The 15,120-nt window shown below is 46.7% G+C and carries 18 protein-coding genes and 1 riboswitch; of the genes, 8 read left to right on the top strand and 10 right to left on the bottom strand.

Annotated elements, in window-relative coordinates:
• Nucleotides 1-42: 42 nt before the first annotated feature.
• From CZ360_RS12180 to CZ360_RS12190, 3 genes are read right to left on the bottom strand one after another with little or no spacing between them, the layout of a single operon-like run.
• A complete protein-coding gene (locus tag CZ360_RS12180; RefSeq protein WP_077534468.1) occupies nt 43-1,890 on the bottom strand; it encodes an ABC transporter ATP-binding protein in 1,848 nt (615 codons plus the stop codon).
• The gene (locus CZ360_RS12185; RefSeq protein WP_077534470.1) at nt 1,883-4,114 is read right to left on the bottom strand and encodes an ABC transporter ATP-binding protein; all 2,232 of its coding nucleotides are present in this window, start codon (nt 4,112-4,114) and stop codon (nt 1,883-1,885) included. Before CZ360_RS12185 ends, CZ360_RS12180 begins: the two co-directional genes overlap by 8 nt.
• Nucleotides 4,102-4,605: a MarR family winged helix-turn-helix transcriptional regulator gene (locus tag CZ360_RS12190; protein WP_077534472.1), complete on the bottom strand. Its 504-nt coding sequence runs from the start codon at nt 4,603-4,605 to the stop codon at nt 4,102-4,104. The genes CZ360_RS12185 and CZ360_RS12190 overlap by 13 nt, the downstream gene beginning before the upstream one ends.
• Before the next feature lie 270 nt (nt 4,606-4,875).
• On the opposite strand from CZ360_RS12190, the gene CZ360_RS12195 reads away from it, so the two are divergent.
• The 8 genes from CZ360_RS12195 to CZ360_RS12230 all read left to right on the top strand — a co-directional run bounded on the left by CZ360_RS12195 (nt 4,876) and on the right by CZ360_RS12230 (nt 9,838).
• The gene (locus CZ360_RS12195) at nt 4,876-6,591 is read left to right on the top strand and encodes a putative polysaccharide biosynthesis protein (RefSeq protein WP_143530247.1); all 1,716 of its coding nucleotides are present in this window, start codon (nt 4,876-4,878) and stop codon (nt 6,589-6,591) included.
• A 49-nt stretch (nt 6,592-6,640) separates the two neighbouring features.
• Nucleotides 6,641-7,441: a nucleoside triphosphate pyrophosphohydrolase gene (gene mazG / locus CZ360_RS12200; RefSeq protein ID WP_077534475.1), complete on the top strand. Its 801-nt coding sequence runs from the start codon at nt 6,641-6,643 to the stop codon at nt 7,439-7,441.
• A 31-nt stretch (nt 7,442-7,472) separates the two neighbouring features.
• Entirely contained in the window at nt 7,473-7,760 is a 288-nt protein-coding gene (locus tag CZ360_RS12205; RefSeq protein WP_267872692.1) for an HU family DNA-binding protein, read from the top strand.
• Between the two features lie 66 nt (nt 7,761-7,826).
• On the top strand, nt 7,827-8,069 hold the full coding sequence (locus tag CZ360_RS12210) for an RNA-binding S4 domain-containing protein (protein ID WP_077534478.1): 243 nt from the start codon (nt 7,827-7,829) through the stop codon (nt 8,067-8,069).
• Between the two features lie 128 nt (nt 8,070-8,197).
• The gene (locus CZ360_RS12215) at nt 8,198-8,488 is read left to right on the top strand and encodes a YabP/YqfC family sporulation protein (RefSeq protein ID WP_143530248.1); all 291 of its coding nucleotides are present in this window, start codon (nt 8,198-8,200) and stop codon (nt 8,486-8,488) included.
• A gap of 22 nt (nt 8,489-8,510) precedes the next feature.
• Entirely contained in the window at nt 8,511-9,029 is a 519-nt protein-coding gene (yabQ, locus tag CZ360_RS14410; protein ID WP_077534482.1) for a spore cortex biosynthesis protein YabQ, read from the top strand.
• Nucleotides 8,978-9,274, top strand: a complete 297-nt coding sequence (locus tag CZ360_RS12225; protein ID WP_077534483.1) for an FtsB family cell division protein — start codon at nt 8,978-8,980, stop codon at nt 9,272-9,274. The genes yabQ and CZ360_RS12225 overlap by 52 nt, the downstream gene beginning before the upstream one ends.
• 60 nt (nt 9,275-9,334) lie before the next feature.
• A complete protein-coding gene (locus CZ360_RS12230; protein WP_077534485.1) occupies nt 9,335-9,838 on the top strand; it encodes a S1 RNA-binding domain-containing protein in 504 nt (167 codons plus the stop codon).
• A 187-nt stretch (nt 9,839-10,025) separates the two neighbouring features.
• Here the strand turns inward: CZ360_RS12230 and CZ360_RS12235 are convergent, their stop codons facing one another.
• From CZ360_RS12235 to CZ360_RS12265, 7 genes are all read right to left on the bottom strand, one after another.
• Nucleotides 10,026-10,601: an ECF transporter S component gene (locus CZ360_RS12235; protein ID WP_077534487.1), complete on the bottom strand. Its 576-nt coding sequence runs from the start codon at nt 10,599-10,601 to the stop codon at nt 10,026-10,028.
• Nucleotides 10,602-10,736: 135 nt separating this feature from the next.
• A riboswitch (FMN riboswitch) is annotated at nt 10,737-10,907 on the bottom strand.
• Between the two features lie 17 nt (nt 10,908-10,924).
• On the bottom strand, nt 10,925-11,386 hold the full coding sequence (locus CZ360_RS12240) for a CD1247 N-terminal domain-containing protein (protein WP_229408053.1): 462 nt from the start codon (nt 11,384-11,386) through the stop codon (nt 10,925-10,927).
• A 78-nt stretch (nt 11,387-11,464) separates the two neighbouring features.
• The gene (gene efp, locus CZ360_RS12245; protein ID WP_077534489.1) at nt 11,465-12,022 is read right to left on the bottom strand and encodes an elongation factor P; all 558 of its coding nucleotides are present in this window, start codon (nt 12,020-12,022) and stop codon (nt 11,465-11,467) included.
• 155 nt (nt 12,023-12,177) lie between these two features.
• Entirely contained in the window at nt 12,178-13,245 is a 1,068-nt protein-coding gene (locus CZ360_RS12250) for a M24 family metallopeptidase (RefSeq protein WP_077534491.1), read from the bottom strand.
• Between the two features lie 21 nt (nt 13,246-13,266).
• On the bottom strand, nt 13,267-13,725 hold the full coding sequence (gene aroQ / locus CZ360_RS12255) for a type II 3-dehydroquinate dehydratase (RefSeq protein WP_229408054.1): 459 nt from the start codon (nt 13,723-13,725) through the stop codon (nt 13,267-13,269).
• Between the two features lie 18 nt (nt 13,726-13,743).
• Entirely contained in the window at nt 13,744-14,607 is an 864-nt protein-coding gene (locus CZ360_RS12260; RefSeq protein ID WP_077534493.1) for a TIM barrel protein, read from the bottom strand.
• Nucleotide 14,608: 1 nt separating this feature from the next.
• Entirely contained in the window at nt 14,609-15,115 is a 507-nt protein-coding gene (locus tag CZ360_RS12265; RefSeq protein WP_159438290.1) for a YqeG family HAD IIIA-type phosphatase, read from the bottom strand.
• Nucleotides 15,116-15,120: the final 5 nt, after the last annotated feature.

Here is a 15,120-nt window from a genome sequence, read left to right on the forward strand (position 1 = left end):
GCGGAATATTTTTCCGCCGGTTCCTTCATTTGGCATGATAAATTATGCCTCCGCCCGTTCAAACTGGGAATTATACAGCGACGCGTAAAATCCGCCCAAACGGATCAGGTCGTCGTGTGTTCCCTGTTCGACGATATCCCCGTCACGCATAACAAGGATCAGGTTCGCATCCCGGATGGTAGACAGGCGGTGGGCAATCACAAAGCTGGTTCTGCCCTTCATCAGGTTATCCATTGCCTTTTGAATTCTGGTTTCCGTCCGGGTATCCACCGAGCTGGTTGCCTCATCAAGAATCAGGATTTTCGGATCCGCCAGAATTGCTCTTGCGATTGTCAGAAGCTGTTTCTGTCCCTGGGAAACATTGCTGGCCTCTTCATTCAGTACCATCTGGTATCCGCCGGGCAGGGTTTGGATAAAGTGATGTGCATGCGCTGCCTTTGCAGCGGCAATCACCTCTTCATCTGTCGCGTCAAGCCGGCCATACCGGATATTTTCCATAATAGTTCCGTTGAACAGCCAGGTATCCTGAAGTACCATCCCAAACATATCTCTCAGCTCATCCCGGTTAAACCGCCTTACATCGTGGCCGTCTACTAAAATCGCACCGCTGTTGACGTCATAAAAGCGCATCAGAAGCTTAATCATAGTAGTTTTACCCGCGCCGGTCGGCCCGACAATTGCAATCTTCTGCCCCGGACTGACCTCAGCGCTGAAATCATTGATAATGATTTTGTCGGGACTGTATCCGAAGCGAACGTCCTGAAAGGCAACGCTTCCTTTTAGGTTGTCGATATGAACTGGGTTTTCTACCGTTTGATCCTCTTCCGCTTCATCCAGGAATTCGAATACGCGTTCGGCAGCGGCAGCAGTGGACTGCAGCATATTGGAAACCTGCGCGAGCTGGGTAATCGGCTGGGTAAAGTTGCGGGTATACTGGATGAAGGACTGGATATTTCCGACTGTAATTCTTCCGGAGATAGCAAAGTAGCCTCCGACAATTGCAACCGCAACATAACCGAGATTGCCGATAAAGTTCATAATCGGCTGCATCAGTCCGGAAAGAAACTGGGATTTCCAGGCGGATTTATAGAGTGTTTCATTATCTTCCTCGAACTGTTCGGTAACCTTCTGTTCCGCATTAAAAACCCTAACGACGGAATGGCCGCCGAACACCTCTTCTACCTGCCCGTTTACATGTCCCAGATAATCCTGCTGCGCCTTAAAGTATTTCTGTGAGCGCTTGACAATCAGCGAAACAATAATAGTAGAGACCGGAAGGATAAACAGCGCAATCAGGGTCATCAGCCAGTCAATGGACAGCATCATGACGAGTACGCCGATTACCGTTACAATGGAAGTAATAAGCTGCGTGGCGCTCTGGTTCAGGCTCATAGAAAGGGTATCAACGTCGTTGGTGATGATCGAAAGGATTTCACCATGATTTTTTGTTTCAAAAAAGCTCATCGGCATCCGGCCGATCTTCTCTGAAATCTGTTTCCTGAGCTGATAGGTCAGCTTCTGGGATACGCCGGTCATCAGCCATCCCTGGATATAGGAAAATACCGCGCTGATGATATACAGGCAGATCAGGAAAAGCAGGATTTTTGTGATCGCATCAAAGTCAATTCCCGCGCCGCCGGTAATTTTGCTCATCAAACCGTTGAACAGTTCGGTTGTAGCGTTCCCCAGGATTTTGGGACCGACAATGGCAAAGACTGTGCTTCCAATCGCAAACAATACGGTAAACAGCAGTGCTACCCAATAACGGGATAGATATTTCCAGAGCTGCTTCATGGTGCCCTTAAAATTCTTTGCCTTTTCACCCGCTCCCATTGGTCCGTGTCCCATCGGACCACGAGGCCGTCTAGCCGGTTTCGATTGGTTACTCATGATCCAATTCCTCCTTTGAAAGCTGTGATAATGCAATTTGCTGGTAAACCTCGCAGTTTTTCAGCAGTTCTTTATGCGTTCCTTTGCCGACGATTCTGCCCTCGTCCAGCACAAGGATTTGATCTGCATTGATAACGGTGCTGATTCTTTGCGCGACAATCAGGATTGTGCTGTCCTTTGTCGCGGTACGGAGTGCTTTGCGCAGGGTAACGTCCGTTTTAAAGTCAAGCGCGGAAAAGCTGTCGTCAAAAAGATAGATTTCCGGCTTGGTGGCAATCGCCCGGGCAATGGAAAGCCGTTGTTTTTGGCCGCCGGAGACATTTCCGCCTCCCTGGGAAATAGCACTGTCATAGCCTTCCGGCTTTTCGTCAATAAATTCTGCAGACTGGGCGATTTCGGCGGCTTTGACTACCTCTTCATCCGTTGCTTGCTCATTGCCATAGCTGATATTGGAACGAATTGTTCCGCTGAAAAGCACCGCCTTCTGCGGAACATACCCGAGCTTTGCACGCAGCTCATGCTGGGAAAGCTCACGGACATCTACACCGTCCACCAAAAGCTCTCCTTCTGTAACGTCAAAGAAGCGCGGAATCAGATTGAGAAGGGTGGATTTCCCGGAACCAGTCGAACCGATCAGCGCGACAGTCTCTCCCGGCTTTGCGGTAAAGGTGATATTACTTAAAACATCCTCCTCCGCATTGGGATACCGGAAGGATACATTTTTAAACTCGACCCATCCTTTTTTCTCTTCCATAGGCTGCTGCGGTGTTTCCGGATCATGAATGGAGAGCGGCTCACTGTAAATCTCACCGAGGCGGCGCACAGATACCCAGGCTCTCGGAAGCATAATAGACATCATGGAAATCATCAAGAACGCCATAATAATCTGCATTGCATACTGGATAAACGCCATCAGGTCTCCGACCTGCATTACTCCGGCGTCCACCTTCCCTGCTCCGACCCAGATAATCAGAACGGAAACGCCGTTCATCACAAACATCATGGTCGGCATCATGCAGGTCATGACACGGTTGACGAACAGGTTCGTTTTGGTCAGGTCGCGGTTTGCATCGTCAAATCGTTTTTCTTCATGCTTCTGTGTGGAAAAAGCGCGGATAACCGGAAGGCCGGTCAGGATTTCACGCGCAATCAGGTTGACCTTATCCACCATCTTCTGAAGAACCTTGAATTTTGGCATGACAAAGGTAAAGAGCATCAGTACGATACTCATGATGACAACTACCGCCAGCCCGATTACCCAGGTCATGGAGCTGCCCTTGCTGGAGAGCTTGATGAGCGCACCGATTCCGATAATCGGAGCGTAAAACACCATTCTGCACATCATGACAAGCAGCATCTGAATCTGCTGGATATCATTGGTACAGCGCGTAATCAGGGACGCGGTAGAAAAATGATCCATTTCCTTGCTCGAGAAGCTCAAAACCTTTTTGAAGGCGCCGCTTCTGAGATCCCGGCTGTAGCCTGCGGCAATCCTCGAGGCGAGGAATGTGACCGCGATGGTACATACCATGGCAACCAAGGCGACGCCCAGCATCTTAAGCCCGGTCATCCAGATATAGTTTTTCTGGATCTGTTCCACGTCTCTGCCGATTGCGCTGTATTCGTTTTTAACATAGCTGATCGCGCTTTGCGAGACGATGCTGTCCGGCACTTCACGAAGCTGTTCGTCAATTTGGGAAACAATTGGTGCGAGTTGTTCTTCCGGGAGCTGCAGGAATAGATCCATCATCGGGATATTTTTCATTTCCTCCGGCAGCTTTTCCCGCATCGCGGACTGCATGGCTTTGGCTTGTTCGCTGTCACTGTCGATCATAGACACCGCCATGATCGATCTGCCGATCACCGGCTCTAGCCTTTCAAGATCAGCGCTTCCTTTCAGAACAAAGTGATAACGGTCATCCGAAGTGATTTGCTCAAAGCTCTGATCCCAGGAGATTTCTTTCCCGTCCTCGGTCAGATAGTAGCTTTCTTTTATCAGTTCCTGGTTTTCCTTTGAAGTTAAAGTAATAATTTTTTGAAATTCCGAAGCTCTAATTTCCTCCGGGGCGGCGCTTTCTACTCCGCCCTGCTGGATGCCGACGTTGACTATATTAGAAGTGTAATCCGGCAATGCCAGATCACAAAACGCCTGCACAACCAGCAAGACTAAAATCAGCGCCAGCCAACCGGCATAATGCTTTAGCAGCTTACCTAGCTGTGACATTTTCTTCCTCCTCTACCAGAATGAATTCTGTGCTCTCGGACTGCTTTCGTCTGCTCCAGTCCGGTTACTGCCTGCAAATTTTTCGCAACCCGGTCCAGCATGGCCTGAAACTGCGCCATCTCCTGCTCTGAAAAGCCCTGGAAGCACTCCTCTTCTAGCTGGATACGGTCTTTTGCAAGCTGATCAACAATCTTTCTTCCGGAATCTGTGATAAATACACGGGAAACCCGACGGTCTGTTTCGTCATGCTTTCTGACGACGTATCCGCTTTTCTCCATCCTTTGGATCATGACCGCAATGGTCGCCGGCTTTACCGACATCCGCGCGGCAATTTCCTTCTGGCTCAAGCCGTCCGGCTCCTCCCGAAGGATAAACAAAAGAGGATGCTGCCCTGGATAAAGTCCGATTTTTTCCATCATAGCGTGCGTCCTGATAAAATGCAGCCGCACAACCTTACCGAAGCTCGCCATCATTGATTCTTCGTATTTCATGGTTTCCTCCTATTCCGCAAAAATGATTAGTCGACTAATTAATAATAACTCTTTTTGTTTTTGAATGCAACCGATACTGCAATGTTTAACAGATCATTCACAAAGCTTTTAGAATTGGAAAAAATTTGAATGCTTCCCATATTTTTGAATGAACCAATAAGTGATTTTGAAGATATTATGAAAATTGTTGTAATGAATACAAAAAAATGGTAATATATAATATATCGATAAAGGTAAAATCTGATTATAAAAGATTCGGGAGTGTTTTATTTGGGTAACACAAAGAAACAGAATTTTATTCAGGGTGCGTCGATTCTAATGGTTTCAATGATTATCGTCAAGGTCATTGGCGCCGTTTTTAAAATACCGTTAACGAATGTATTGGATGCAACTGGTATGGCGTATTTTAACTCGTCATATCAGTTGTTTACTACTATTTATGCCCTGACGGTTACAGGGCTTGCTTCCGCTGTAGCCCGTATGGTTGCCGCCTGTGCAACCAAGGGAAGATACCGGGATTGCAGAAAGGTGCTGCGGATGGCCCAGATGATCTTTATTTCCCTGGGGCTTTTGGGCGCTTTTTTGATGGTATTCTTTTCCAAAGGCTTCTCCAATATTATGGAGATGGAAAACGCGCGTTTTGCAATCATTGCGATGGCGCCTGCGATTATCTTTAGCTGCATGATGGCTTCTTACCGAGGCTACTATGAGGGGCTTCGGAATATGACGCCGACTGCGGTGTCACAGGTGGTAGAGGTAATCTTTAAGCTGATCCTGGGATTATTATTTGCCTATGCGGTGATCGCTTATGCAAAGGGACAGTTCCATGATACCGGGATGGTTTTCGGCACGAAGGTTTCTACGGAGGCAGATGCTGTTTCCGTCTCCCTCCCGCTGGCTGCCGCCGGCGCTATGCTGGGGATCAGCGTCAGCACCCTAGCCGGATTTTTATACATGTTTATCCGGTTCAAGCGTTCCGGTGACGGCTTCACTAGACAGGAGCTTCGGGAGTCTCCTGCTCCGGTTCGTTCCAAGGCGATCATCTTTACGCTTGTAAAAACGGCGCTCCCGATTACCCTGAGCGCTGTAGCGATCAATCTTACGAACCTGATTGACGTAATGACCATTTCCAACCGTCTCCAGAGCACCTATGTGGCTAACAAGGATTATTTTGACCAGTTATACGGGCAATATCTGGGCGCCGGGCAGGAAATGCACACCTTCCTTTATGGGACATATACCACAGCGCTGACCTATTTCAGCCTTGTTTCCGCCTTTACTACTCTCTTTGGAAAAAGCGCCCTGCCGAATGTAACGGCCGCGTGGGTAGACCGAAACTTTAAGGCGTTAAAGGTAAATACGGAATCGATTCTGCGGATGACCGCACTGATTGCCTTTCCGGCAGGAATTGGGATCAGCGTGCTCTCTACCCAGATTATTGAGCTGTTCCACGGCTCCAAGCCGGGCTTGGTTGCAGCTACACCGGATTCGCTGAGACTTCTTGGCATTGCGGCTATCTTCCTTGCGTTTACCACTCCCATCTACGCGATTCTCCAGGGAATCGGGCGGTTCGACCTCCCGCTCAAATTTATCCTGGTGGGCGCTGTCATTAAAATTACCACCAATTTTATTGTGGTGGGCTTCCCTACCGTCAATGTAAAAGGCGCGGCCATCGGTTCGTTCCTGTGCTATTTTGTAATTGTACTGCTCTGCCTGATCTGGCTGACAAAGATAACCGGAATCAGCTTCAACTATTTTAAAATATTCGGGAAGCCGCTGATTGCGGCCCTTCTCTGCGGCGGAACAGCTTACCTGGTCGCCAAAATTTCTGACGGCAAAATTATTACCCTGCTGGCAGTCGCCGCAGCCGGAGTGGTCTATCTGGTTGTTATCCTGCTGATCCGTGCAATCCCGAAAGAAGACATCCTGATGATGCCAAAAGGAAATAAAATTGCAGGGATTTTGGAAAGAATCCATCTTCTGTAAAATTTTTAGATAAAAAGGAATAAACAAATAAAGGAGCGTAAAGATAAGAATGGTAGATTTTGAGCAGAAAGAAAAATATACTATGGATGACCTTTTAAATATCATGGTAATTTTACGCGGTGAAAATGGCTGTCCATGGGACCGGGAACAGGACCATCATACGATCCGAAAAAATTTCCTAGAGGAAACCTACGAGGTGCTGGAGGCGATTGACGAGAATAGCCCAGAGCATCTGCAGGAGGAACTGGGCGATGTGCTGCTCCAGGTTGTTTTCCATACCAGGATGGAGGAGGAAGCCGGAGGCTTTGCCTTTGACGATGTGGTAACCGGAATCTGCAAAAAGCTGATCCACCGCCACCCGCATATCTTCTCGGACGTTGAGGCAGATACGGCTGACAAAGTCCTGAGAAACTGGGATGCAATCAAAAAAGAGGAAAAGCATCAGGCGTCCTATACCGAAACTCTGGAACAGGTACCCAAAGTACTTCCGGCTTTGATGCGCAGCGAAAAGGTTCAGCATCGTGCCAAACGCGCCGGCTTTGACTACAATAACGTACAGGAAGCACTTACAGACCTGCAAAGCGAGGTGGAAGAGCTGAAACAGGCGCTTGATAAGGAAGATATTTCCAATATTGATGAGGAAATCGGAGACGTTCTGTTCAGTTGTGTGAATATTTCGCGCTTTTTTAAAATTGATGCCGAAAAAAGCTTGACAAATTCTACAGAAAAGTTTATAAATAGATTTAGAGATATTGAGCGGAACGCAATCGCACAGGATATTGACATCGGTTCCGCTGGCATGGACACTTTAAACGCCCTATGGAACTGTGCAAAAAAATCAGGTAATTAATAAACAATAGTTTTATTGATTCAAAAAAATGATGGAGGTCAAACACATGACAAAAACTGAATTGATTGCTGCTGTAGCTGAAAAAGCTGAATTAAGCAAAAAAGATGCGGAAAAAGCTGTAAATGCAACCGTAGAAGCGATTTCTAACAGCCTGAAAGACGGCGACAAAGTACAGCTTGTTGGCTTTGGTACTTTTGAAGTAAGAGATCGTGCCGCTAGAGATGGTATCAATCCGGCTACCGGTAAGACCATTAAAATCCCGGCTACCAAAGTTCCTGCTTTCAAAGCTGGTAAAGCATTAAAAGATTTAGTAAAATAAGTTTTAGTGCGAAAAGGCCGACAGCAAATGTCGGCTTTTTTTATTTGATGAAAAGGAGTAACGACTGTGAGATTAGACAAATACCTGAAGCTAACCCGCTTGATCAAGCGGCGGACAATTGCCAATGAAGCCTGCGACGCGGGACGCATTACCGTCAACGGGACGGTCGCAAAGGCCTCCTATCAGGTGAAATTGGACGACGTGATAGAAATAAACCTTGGTTCCAAAACCTTGAAAGCAAAGGTGACGGGCCTGTCAGAGCATACCACAAAGGAAACTGCCGCCAGCAACTATGAGATTATAGAGTAAAAGGGATAGCCTATACTTAGGCTATCCCTTTTGTTCCTTTTCCCGCATTTGCCGCACTTCCCTTCTGTTTAGTTCAATTTGTGCATATACTGATACTATCTTATCTTAGAAAAAGGATGGTCGCAGATATGATCGAAGAAAAAAGCCAAATCGGGCTTCCCCATCAGATAATTCTGGAAGGCCGGAAAAACCTGACTGTTTCCGGAGTAGAAAATATTGAGAGCTTTGACGAAAACCTTGTTGTCCTGATTACATCGATGGGTGAGCTGACAATCCACGGAACGGATTTGCATATCACAAAGTCAAACGTTGAAACAGGCGAGCTGATCATGGACGGAACAATCTCAGATTTCAGCTATTCTGATCCGGTCATCAAAAAAGGAACGGGCGGATTATTTGGCCATTTCTTTAAACCATAAACTAAAGAAAGGCTGATTGTTGATGCTATTTTTCCAGGCCTGCCTTTTGGGCGTGATTCTTGGGATCATCTACGACTGTTTTCGCGTGTTCCGTCAATTCATTCCAAGCGGCAAGATCTTCACCTTTTTTCAAGATCTTCTCTTTTTTTTCACCGCTACTTTGTTTACCTTTCTGTTTCTTGTCGCTACCAACCACGGACAGCTCAGGATTTATCTAATAGCCGGAGAGCTCCTGGGAATCTGGCTGTATTTCCAGTCGGTGAGCCGGATTGTCCTCTGGCTGACCCATCAGATCATCCGCCTTCTCAAAAAGATTTTTTCACCTATCATCCGATTAATACAGTGGCTTTTCTGTCAAATCAAGAAATTATTCCTCTTTATGAAAAAACATTTGAAAAATATTTGTGGAAAACGGTTTTTCCCCTTGAAAAAAGGTAAGCGCATAGTGTATAATAAGGGAAACGATAAAAGAAAGGGCGGAGTATTTCTATGGCATCGAAAAGCAAAGCCAGAGGACTCAAAGGGATCATCGTTGCGGTAGCTCTGCTTGTCTTTACAATCTACGTTGTTATCTCCCTGATTTTAATTGGTAATGATATCAAAGCGAAACGTCAGGAAACGGTTGAGCTGCAGGCACAGATTGTTGATAAGGAAACCATCAATAAGGAGCTTCAGGATCTCATCGACAACGGCGCGGACGCAGAATATATTATTAAAATCGCAAAGGAAAAATTGGGTCTGGTTTATCCGGACGAACGCGTGTATGTGGACATATCGGGCAACTAGTTATTAAACTGTTTTCATGACGGAAACAGCGTTTTATAAACAGGAGGAAAAAATTCATTTATGCAGCTTGAGGTAGGTAAAATCACAGAAGGCAAAGTAACCGGTATTACAAAATTTGGAGCATTCGTAGAATTGGAATCCGGCGAGGTCGGAATGGTACATATATCCGAGGTCGCGCCAACCTATGTCAATGATATTTCAGATCATTTGCAGGTTGGGCAGACTGTTACCGTTAAAATTCTAGCTATCAACGACGATAAGAAAATCAGTCTTTCCATTAAAAAAGCAATGCCGCAGCAGCGCCGGGAATTTTCCAAAGACAGAGCAGACAGACCCCAGCAGGGAAACAACCGTCCGCGTTTTAATAATAACCGAAATCAAGGCAGCGGTGAACGCCGCTCCCCTTCTGCCCCGACAAATTATCAGCGCCCGATGCAGAAGTCTGGTTCTCCGACCTTTGAAGATATGCTGAGCAAATTCATGCAGAGCAGCGATGAAAAGATTTCTGACATGAAACGTTCCAGGGAAGTAAACCGCCGTTCAGGGCAAAAGCGTTCCAAATAGAGCCTCTAAAACCAGTATGATGTTTTTCATACTGGTTTTTTATCTATGAAACACCTGATGCACACCAGTTTCTAACCCCTTGAAATCGGCGCTGTAACAGGCGTTATGATAAATACCAAAGGATTCTGTAGCAAAGCTAAAAGCGCCGCATATAAGCTGTATGCGGCGCTTTTAGCTTTGTTCTGTTTTATGCGTGAGCGAATACTCTGATTTTGAGCAGCAGCTTTACAAAAAATGCAATCGGAACCAGTGTAACCACCCATTTAATCAGGTTGGTAATAACAGTACCGCCCAGATAAATCAAGAAAGCTGCCGGGGACTCAATGATTCCGCCAATCAGGGCAACAAAGATTGGATAAACAATTGCATTGATGATCAAACCGGATATCACAATCCCGACAAGACTGCCCAGCGAAGCCAGGAAATAGGCCAGATAAAGATTATGCTTTTCCTTCAGCTTCCGAAACAGCAGGGAGAATGGCACTACCATGCCAATTCCTACGACACAGTTTGCTATCTCTCCAATTCCAAAGGAATCTGTCCGGAACAGATGCAGGATGTTTTTTACAACCTCTACTGCAACCCCAGCCCATGGGCCGGCGACAATCGCGCCGATTAAAGCAGGAAGGTCAGAAAAACCAATTTTGAGATTGGCCGCAAAAGGCATTGGAACTTCTCCAATGTAATAGAGGACGGTCGCTAATGCGCTGAGCATCCCCACCAATGTGATGAAACGTGTTTTTTCTGTTGATTTCTGTTGCATAGAAATACCTCCAAGAAATAATTTTTATATTCTGAAGGTCTGTCGGGGTGTGCAGCCTTATGGAAGCGGCCAACACAAAAAACGCCCTTGAACAAACGTTCGAGGGCGCACTTTTGCGAAAGGAACTTCCACAAAGTTTTGTTTCTTTCATCCGGACTATACCGTCGGTTCCGGAATCACACCGGATCTGCAACTCGCTTCCAAACAGAATACTTGCTGTCAATTGGAAACTTGTTTTGCTCGCGGACTAAGGAATCTCTTCCCATTACCGCCGGTGGAGAATTTCACTCCGCCCTGAAACAGACTTTATTCAGCTAACTATTTTATTCGCCGTCTTTTTCTTCGTCATCCTCGGATTCCAGAAGCTCATCTAATTCTTCGGGATTGATAAACTCCAATAAATTGTCGCAGTTCGGGCAGTTCATAGAACCCTCGTCCAGCATATCGGCATCCAGACAAACGGTTTCGCCGCATTCCGGACAGGTGACCTCGTACAATTCCTCGTCATCGTCACAATCACAGCAATCGCATTCCTCGTCGTCATCAAACTCTTCAAAGCTATAAAAATCATCTTCCAGCGCCTGAAGGTCTTCATCCAGAGCATCAATAGCCTCGTCCAGCTCTTCCCAGGCTTCTTCAATATCGGAAACCTCTTCCGCCAAGTCGCCAAACGCGCTTACCAGAGCCAGAAGCAGTTTTCCCTCTTTGGTAGTTCCGTCAATTTCCAGACCTTTTGCCAGACCCTGCAAATACGCGGCTTTTCTTGCTACATCCATTTTATCCATTCTATACCTGCCTTACTGCATCCCAAAATCCAGGACGCGATGTGGTTTTATATTTATGATATGCCAAAAGGTGTGATCTTATGCTCTTTCCATATATTCCCCTGTGCGGGTGTCGATACGGATCATTTCCCCTTCTTCAATGAAAAGCGGAACCTTGATTTCCGCGCCGGTTTCCAGGACAGCCGGTTTAGTCGCATTGGTCGCGGTATCACCCTTAAAGCCCGGATCGGTTTCAGTAACCTGGAGCTCTACAAAGTTCGGCGGTTCAATACCGAAAATTGTGCCCTTGTAGGACAGAATTTTACATACCATATTTTCCTTAACAAATTTAAAGGCATCGCCGAGAAGCTCTTCATTGATCGGAACCAGATCATAGGTTTCCAGATCCATGAAGTAGTAAAGGCTTTCATCCTGATAGGAATATTCCATATCTTTCCGTTCAATAAATGCTTTCGGGAATTTATCCGTCGGATTAAAGGTTCTGTCAGTCACAGAGCCGGTTAATACATTTCTCAGTTTTGTGCGGACAAAAGCCGCCCCTTTTCCCGGTTTTACATGCTGGAATTCAATAATCTGAAACACATTCCCATTATCATCAAAAGTGACACCATTTCTAAAATCGCCTGCTGAAATCATATTGTACCTCCAACTTTTTCTCAATGAACTAAAATGCTATTCCACATTTCTTCCATCTTATCATTATTAGTTTACCGTATCTTCCGCCTTTTTTCAAGTACTAATTTTAAAAAATGGCAGGAAACATCTGTTTTTTCACGAAAAAACTATATTTCCTATAGACAGATCAAATCTTTTCGGCTTTTTGTCAGATCGCGTATCCCATCTTTCTCGATAATCACAAGGTCTTCGATTCTAACGCCGAATTTTCCCGGCAGGTAGACGCCCGGTTCTACCGAAAGCACCATCCCCTCCTGCAGTATTGTATGGCAGGCCGGTGAAAAACGCGGTTCCTCGTGAATTTCCAGCCCGACGCTGTGTCCAAGCCCATGCCCAAAACAGCCCTCGTAGCCGCTGCTATAAATGAAATCTCTCGCGGCCTTGTCAATGTCGTAGCAGCAAAGCCCGGCCTTAATCATATCCAACGCAATCTGCTGCGCCTCTCTTACGGTATGATATACCTTTTTCTGCTCTGCGGAGATTTCCCCCAACGCAACGGTTCGGGTCATATCCGCGTGGTATCCGTCGAGCAGCGCGCCGAAATCCATTGTGATGAAATCACCGTTCTGCACCCGATAATCCGATGGCACGCCGTGCGGAAGCGAGGAGTTTTTTCCCGCTACCGCAATCGTATCAAAGGAGAGACCATCCGCGCCCAGGCGCTTCATCCGGTATTCCAGCTCCAGCGCAATCTCTTTCTCACTGATCCCGGGACGAAGATAAGATAAAATTTCCGTAAAGGCCTGATCGGTAATCTGCTGCGCCTTTTCAAGTCTTGCCAGTTCTTCATCACTTTTGGTATAACGCATTTCCTCAAGCAGCTCGCTCAGTCCGCTTCCCTCAACCGGGACAGCCGAAAGCTTTTCACGATAAACGGCAAGAGCATGCAGGGTAACGGAATGATCCTCCAGGCCGACTGTACGGACATGATTCTGAGAAAAAATTTCATTGATCTGATGATAAAGCTGATCCTGAAGGAGTACCGTACAGTTTTTCACTACCTCCCGCGCCTTTTCGAAATAGCGGAAATCAATGATAAAGTACTGGCTTTCCGGCAGGATAAGCAGTGTGCCGGCAGACGACGGGAAATCCAGCAAATAACGCCGGTTTACCGGCGCTGTAATCAGCAGTGCGTCTGATTTTCCAGGAAAATATAATCGTTTCAGTTCTTCTATCCGATCCATTTTAAACGCTCCTCTCGGTGGTTACAACATTTTTGATAATCCGTCCAAAGCAAGGAAATAGCTGTATTTCCCAAACCCGGAAATCTGTCCCACGCAGACATCCGCCAAAACAGATTTCTTCCGAAACTCTTCACGGTTTTGAATATTGCTCATATGCACTTCTACCGTCGGGATTCTTACGGCTGAAATCGCATCCCGGATCGCATAGCTGTAATGGGTATAGGCGCCGGCATTCAGGGCAATTCCATCAAAGCGGTCTTTTGCCTCCTGAATCTTTGTAATGATTTCCCCTTCAATATTGGAATGATAGATCTCACATTCCAGATTGAGCGACTGAGCATACTCCGCAATCTGACGGTTTATGCTGTCAAGGGTTTCTTTCCCATAAATCCCGGTTTCGCGTTCCCCCAGCATATTGACATTTGCTCCATGAATAACTAAGATTTTCTTTTTTAGTCCCAGGCTTCTGCTGATCATCATAATTCATCCGCCCCATCTCTATTTCTGATTTAAAAATCCCTGATAAATCTCTTTCATGACCCTTGCGTCCTCCGCCTGTGTTCCTGCTGATTCACAAATCACACGCGGTGTATATCCGCGCTCCGCCAAAAGCTCTCCCAGCGGTTCAAAATTTGGGCCATACTGCTGATCGTCAAAGGTAAGATGCCGCTTTTCCCCGCCCTTTTCTGTATATTCTATCTTGGAAAAATGGGAATGGAACTGCATCGCCCGCTCCCTGCCGAGTTTATTTTCCATCTGGTACAGGATATGGGAAAATGCTTCCGGCTGGTTAACCTGACCTAAGGTACGGGCATTGAGATGTCCAAAATCTATGCAGGGCAGAAACCGTTCCTCTGCGCTGCAAAGCTCCAGAACCTCCTCCAGATCGCCCAACTGATTAAATTTTCCCATCGTTTCCGGGCAGAGATGGATTTCTCCCATCCCCTGCTCGTCCAACCGATGCTGGGCTCGTTTCAGGGTATCCTTGGCAAGCGCCAGTGCCTCATCGCGGCTGATTTTCGCACAGGAGCCGGAATGGATTACAATCCGGTCGGCGCCCATCGCGTGAGCTGCCGCCGCTGTCTGCATAATATATTCGATGCTTTTGTCACGTTTCTCCGCTTCTACGCTGGAAAGGGAGATATAATACGGAGAATGTACGGACAGGAGAATTCCCCGTTTTTGTGCTTCCTCTCCAAACGCCTTGGCGGCAGCTTCAGAAATTCTGACGCCATGTCCGCATTGGTATTCATAGATGTCCAGCCCCAACCGGGACAAATATTCCGGCACCTGGATCGTTTTCTTATAGCCCATTTCCTGGAAGCTCTGGGAATTTCCTGCAGGTCCAAAGAGTGCTGTCATCCTATTCCTTCCCGCCTTCCTGCAGCTTGCATTTTCTGAGATGGAATTTTTCCAGTCTCCGCTTTATCCGAAAGAGCATACCATGCTCCAACTCAAAGGGCTGAACCAGGACGGTAAACATCCCTTTGATATTGCCGCCCAAAATATCAGTATAAACCTGGTCTCCGACCAGAGCAACCTCTTTTTTGGAAAGCCCAAACTTTTTACAGGCCTTCGTAAACGCAAAGGTCATGGGCTTACAGCTCATGGAAATATAATCCAGTTTCAGTTTGGCTGCAAAGGGGTTGATCCGCTTTTCATAATTATTGGAAGCAATCGTCAGTTTCATACCGGCGTTTCGCATCTGTGCAAGCCAGTCCAATACCGGCTGTGACACCTCCTGGCTGCCGTGATGCGTTAGGGTATTATCCACGTCGAGGACGATTCCTTTGATTCCATAATGCGCCAATAGTTCCGGCGTTAAGTCCGTGATGCGATGCAGATATAGGTTCGGGGTAAAGATTGACAATCCGA

This window comes from Massiliimalia massiliensis (genome assembly GCF_900155615.1).
Classification (GTDB): domain Bacteria; phylum Bacillota; class Clostridia; order Oscillospirales; family Ruminococcaceae; genus Massiliimalia; species Massiliimalia massiliensis.

What these genes read in the sequence shown, in the direction of transcription:
- efp (WP_077534489.1), bottom strand. Translation starts at nt 12,022, where the DNA reads ATGATTTCAGCAGGCGATTTTAGAAATGGTGTCACTTTTGATGATAAT.
- CZ360_RS12225 (WP_077534483.1), top strand. Translation starts at nt 8,978, where the DNA reads ATGGCATCGAAAAGCAAAGCCAGAGGACTCAAAGGGATCATCGTTGCG.
- aroQ (WP_229408054.1), bottom strand. Translation starts at nt 13,725, where the DNA reads ATGATGATCAGCAGAAGCCTGGGACTAAAAAAGAAAATCTTAGTTATT.
- CZ360_RS12235 (WP_077534487.1), bottom strand. Translation starts at nt 10,601, where the DNA reads ATGCAACAGAAATCAACAGAAAAAACACGTTTCATCACATTGGTGGGG.
- CZ360_RS12190 (WP_077534472.1), bottom strand. Translation starts at nt 4,605, where the DNA reads ATGAAATACGAAGAATCAATGATGGCGAGCTTCGGTAAGGTTGTGCGG.
- CZ360_RS12260 (WP_077534493.1), bottom strand. Translation starts at nt 14,607, where the DNA reads ATGACAGCACTCTTTGGACCTGCAGGAAATTCCCAGAGCTTCCAGGAA.
- yabQ (WP_077534482.1), top strand. Translation starts at nt 8,511, where the DNA reads ATGCTATTTTTCCAGGCCTGCCTTTTGGGCGTGATTCTTGGGATCATC.
- mazG (WP_077534475.1), top strand. Translation starts at nt 6,641, where the DNA reads ATGGTAGATTTTGAGCAGAAAGAAAAATATACTATGGATGACCTTTTA.
- CZ360_RS12230 (WP_077534485.1), top strand. Translation starts at nt 9,335, where the DNA reads ATGCAGCTTGAGGTAGGTAAAATCACAGAAGGCAAAGTAACCGGTATT.
- CZ360_RS12250 (WP_077534491.1), bottom strand. Translation starts at nt 13,245, where the DNA reads ATGGATCGGATAGAAGAACTGAAACGATTATATTTTCCTGGAAAATCA.
- CZ360_RS12205 (WP_267872692.1), top strand. Translation starts at nt 7,473, where the DNA reads ATGGAGGTCAAACACATGACAAAAACTGAATTGATTGCTGCTGTAGCT.
- CZ360_RS12180 (WP_077534468.1), bottom strand. Translation starts at nt 1,890, where the DNA reads ATGAGTAACCAATCGAAACCGGCTAGACGGCCTCGTGGTCCGATGGGA.
- CZ360_RS12215 (WP_143530248.1), top strand. Translation starts at nt 8,198, where the DNA reads ATGATCGAAGAAAAAAGCCAAATCGGGCTTCCCCATCAGATAATTCTG.
- CZ360_RS12240 (WP_229408053.1), bottom strand. Translation starts at nt 11,386, where the DNA reads ATGGATAAAATGGATGTAGCAAGAAAAGCCGCGTATTTGCAGGGTCTG.
- CZ360_RS12185 (WP_077534470.1), bottom strand. Translation starts at nt 4,114, where the DNA reads ATGTCACAGCTAGGTAAGCTGCTAAAGCATTATGCCGGTTGGCTGGCG.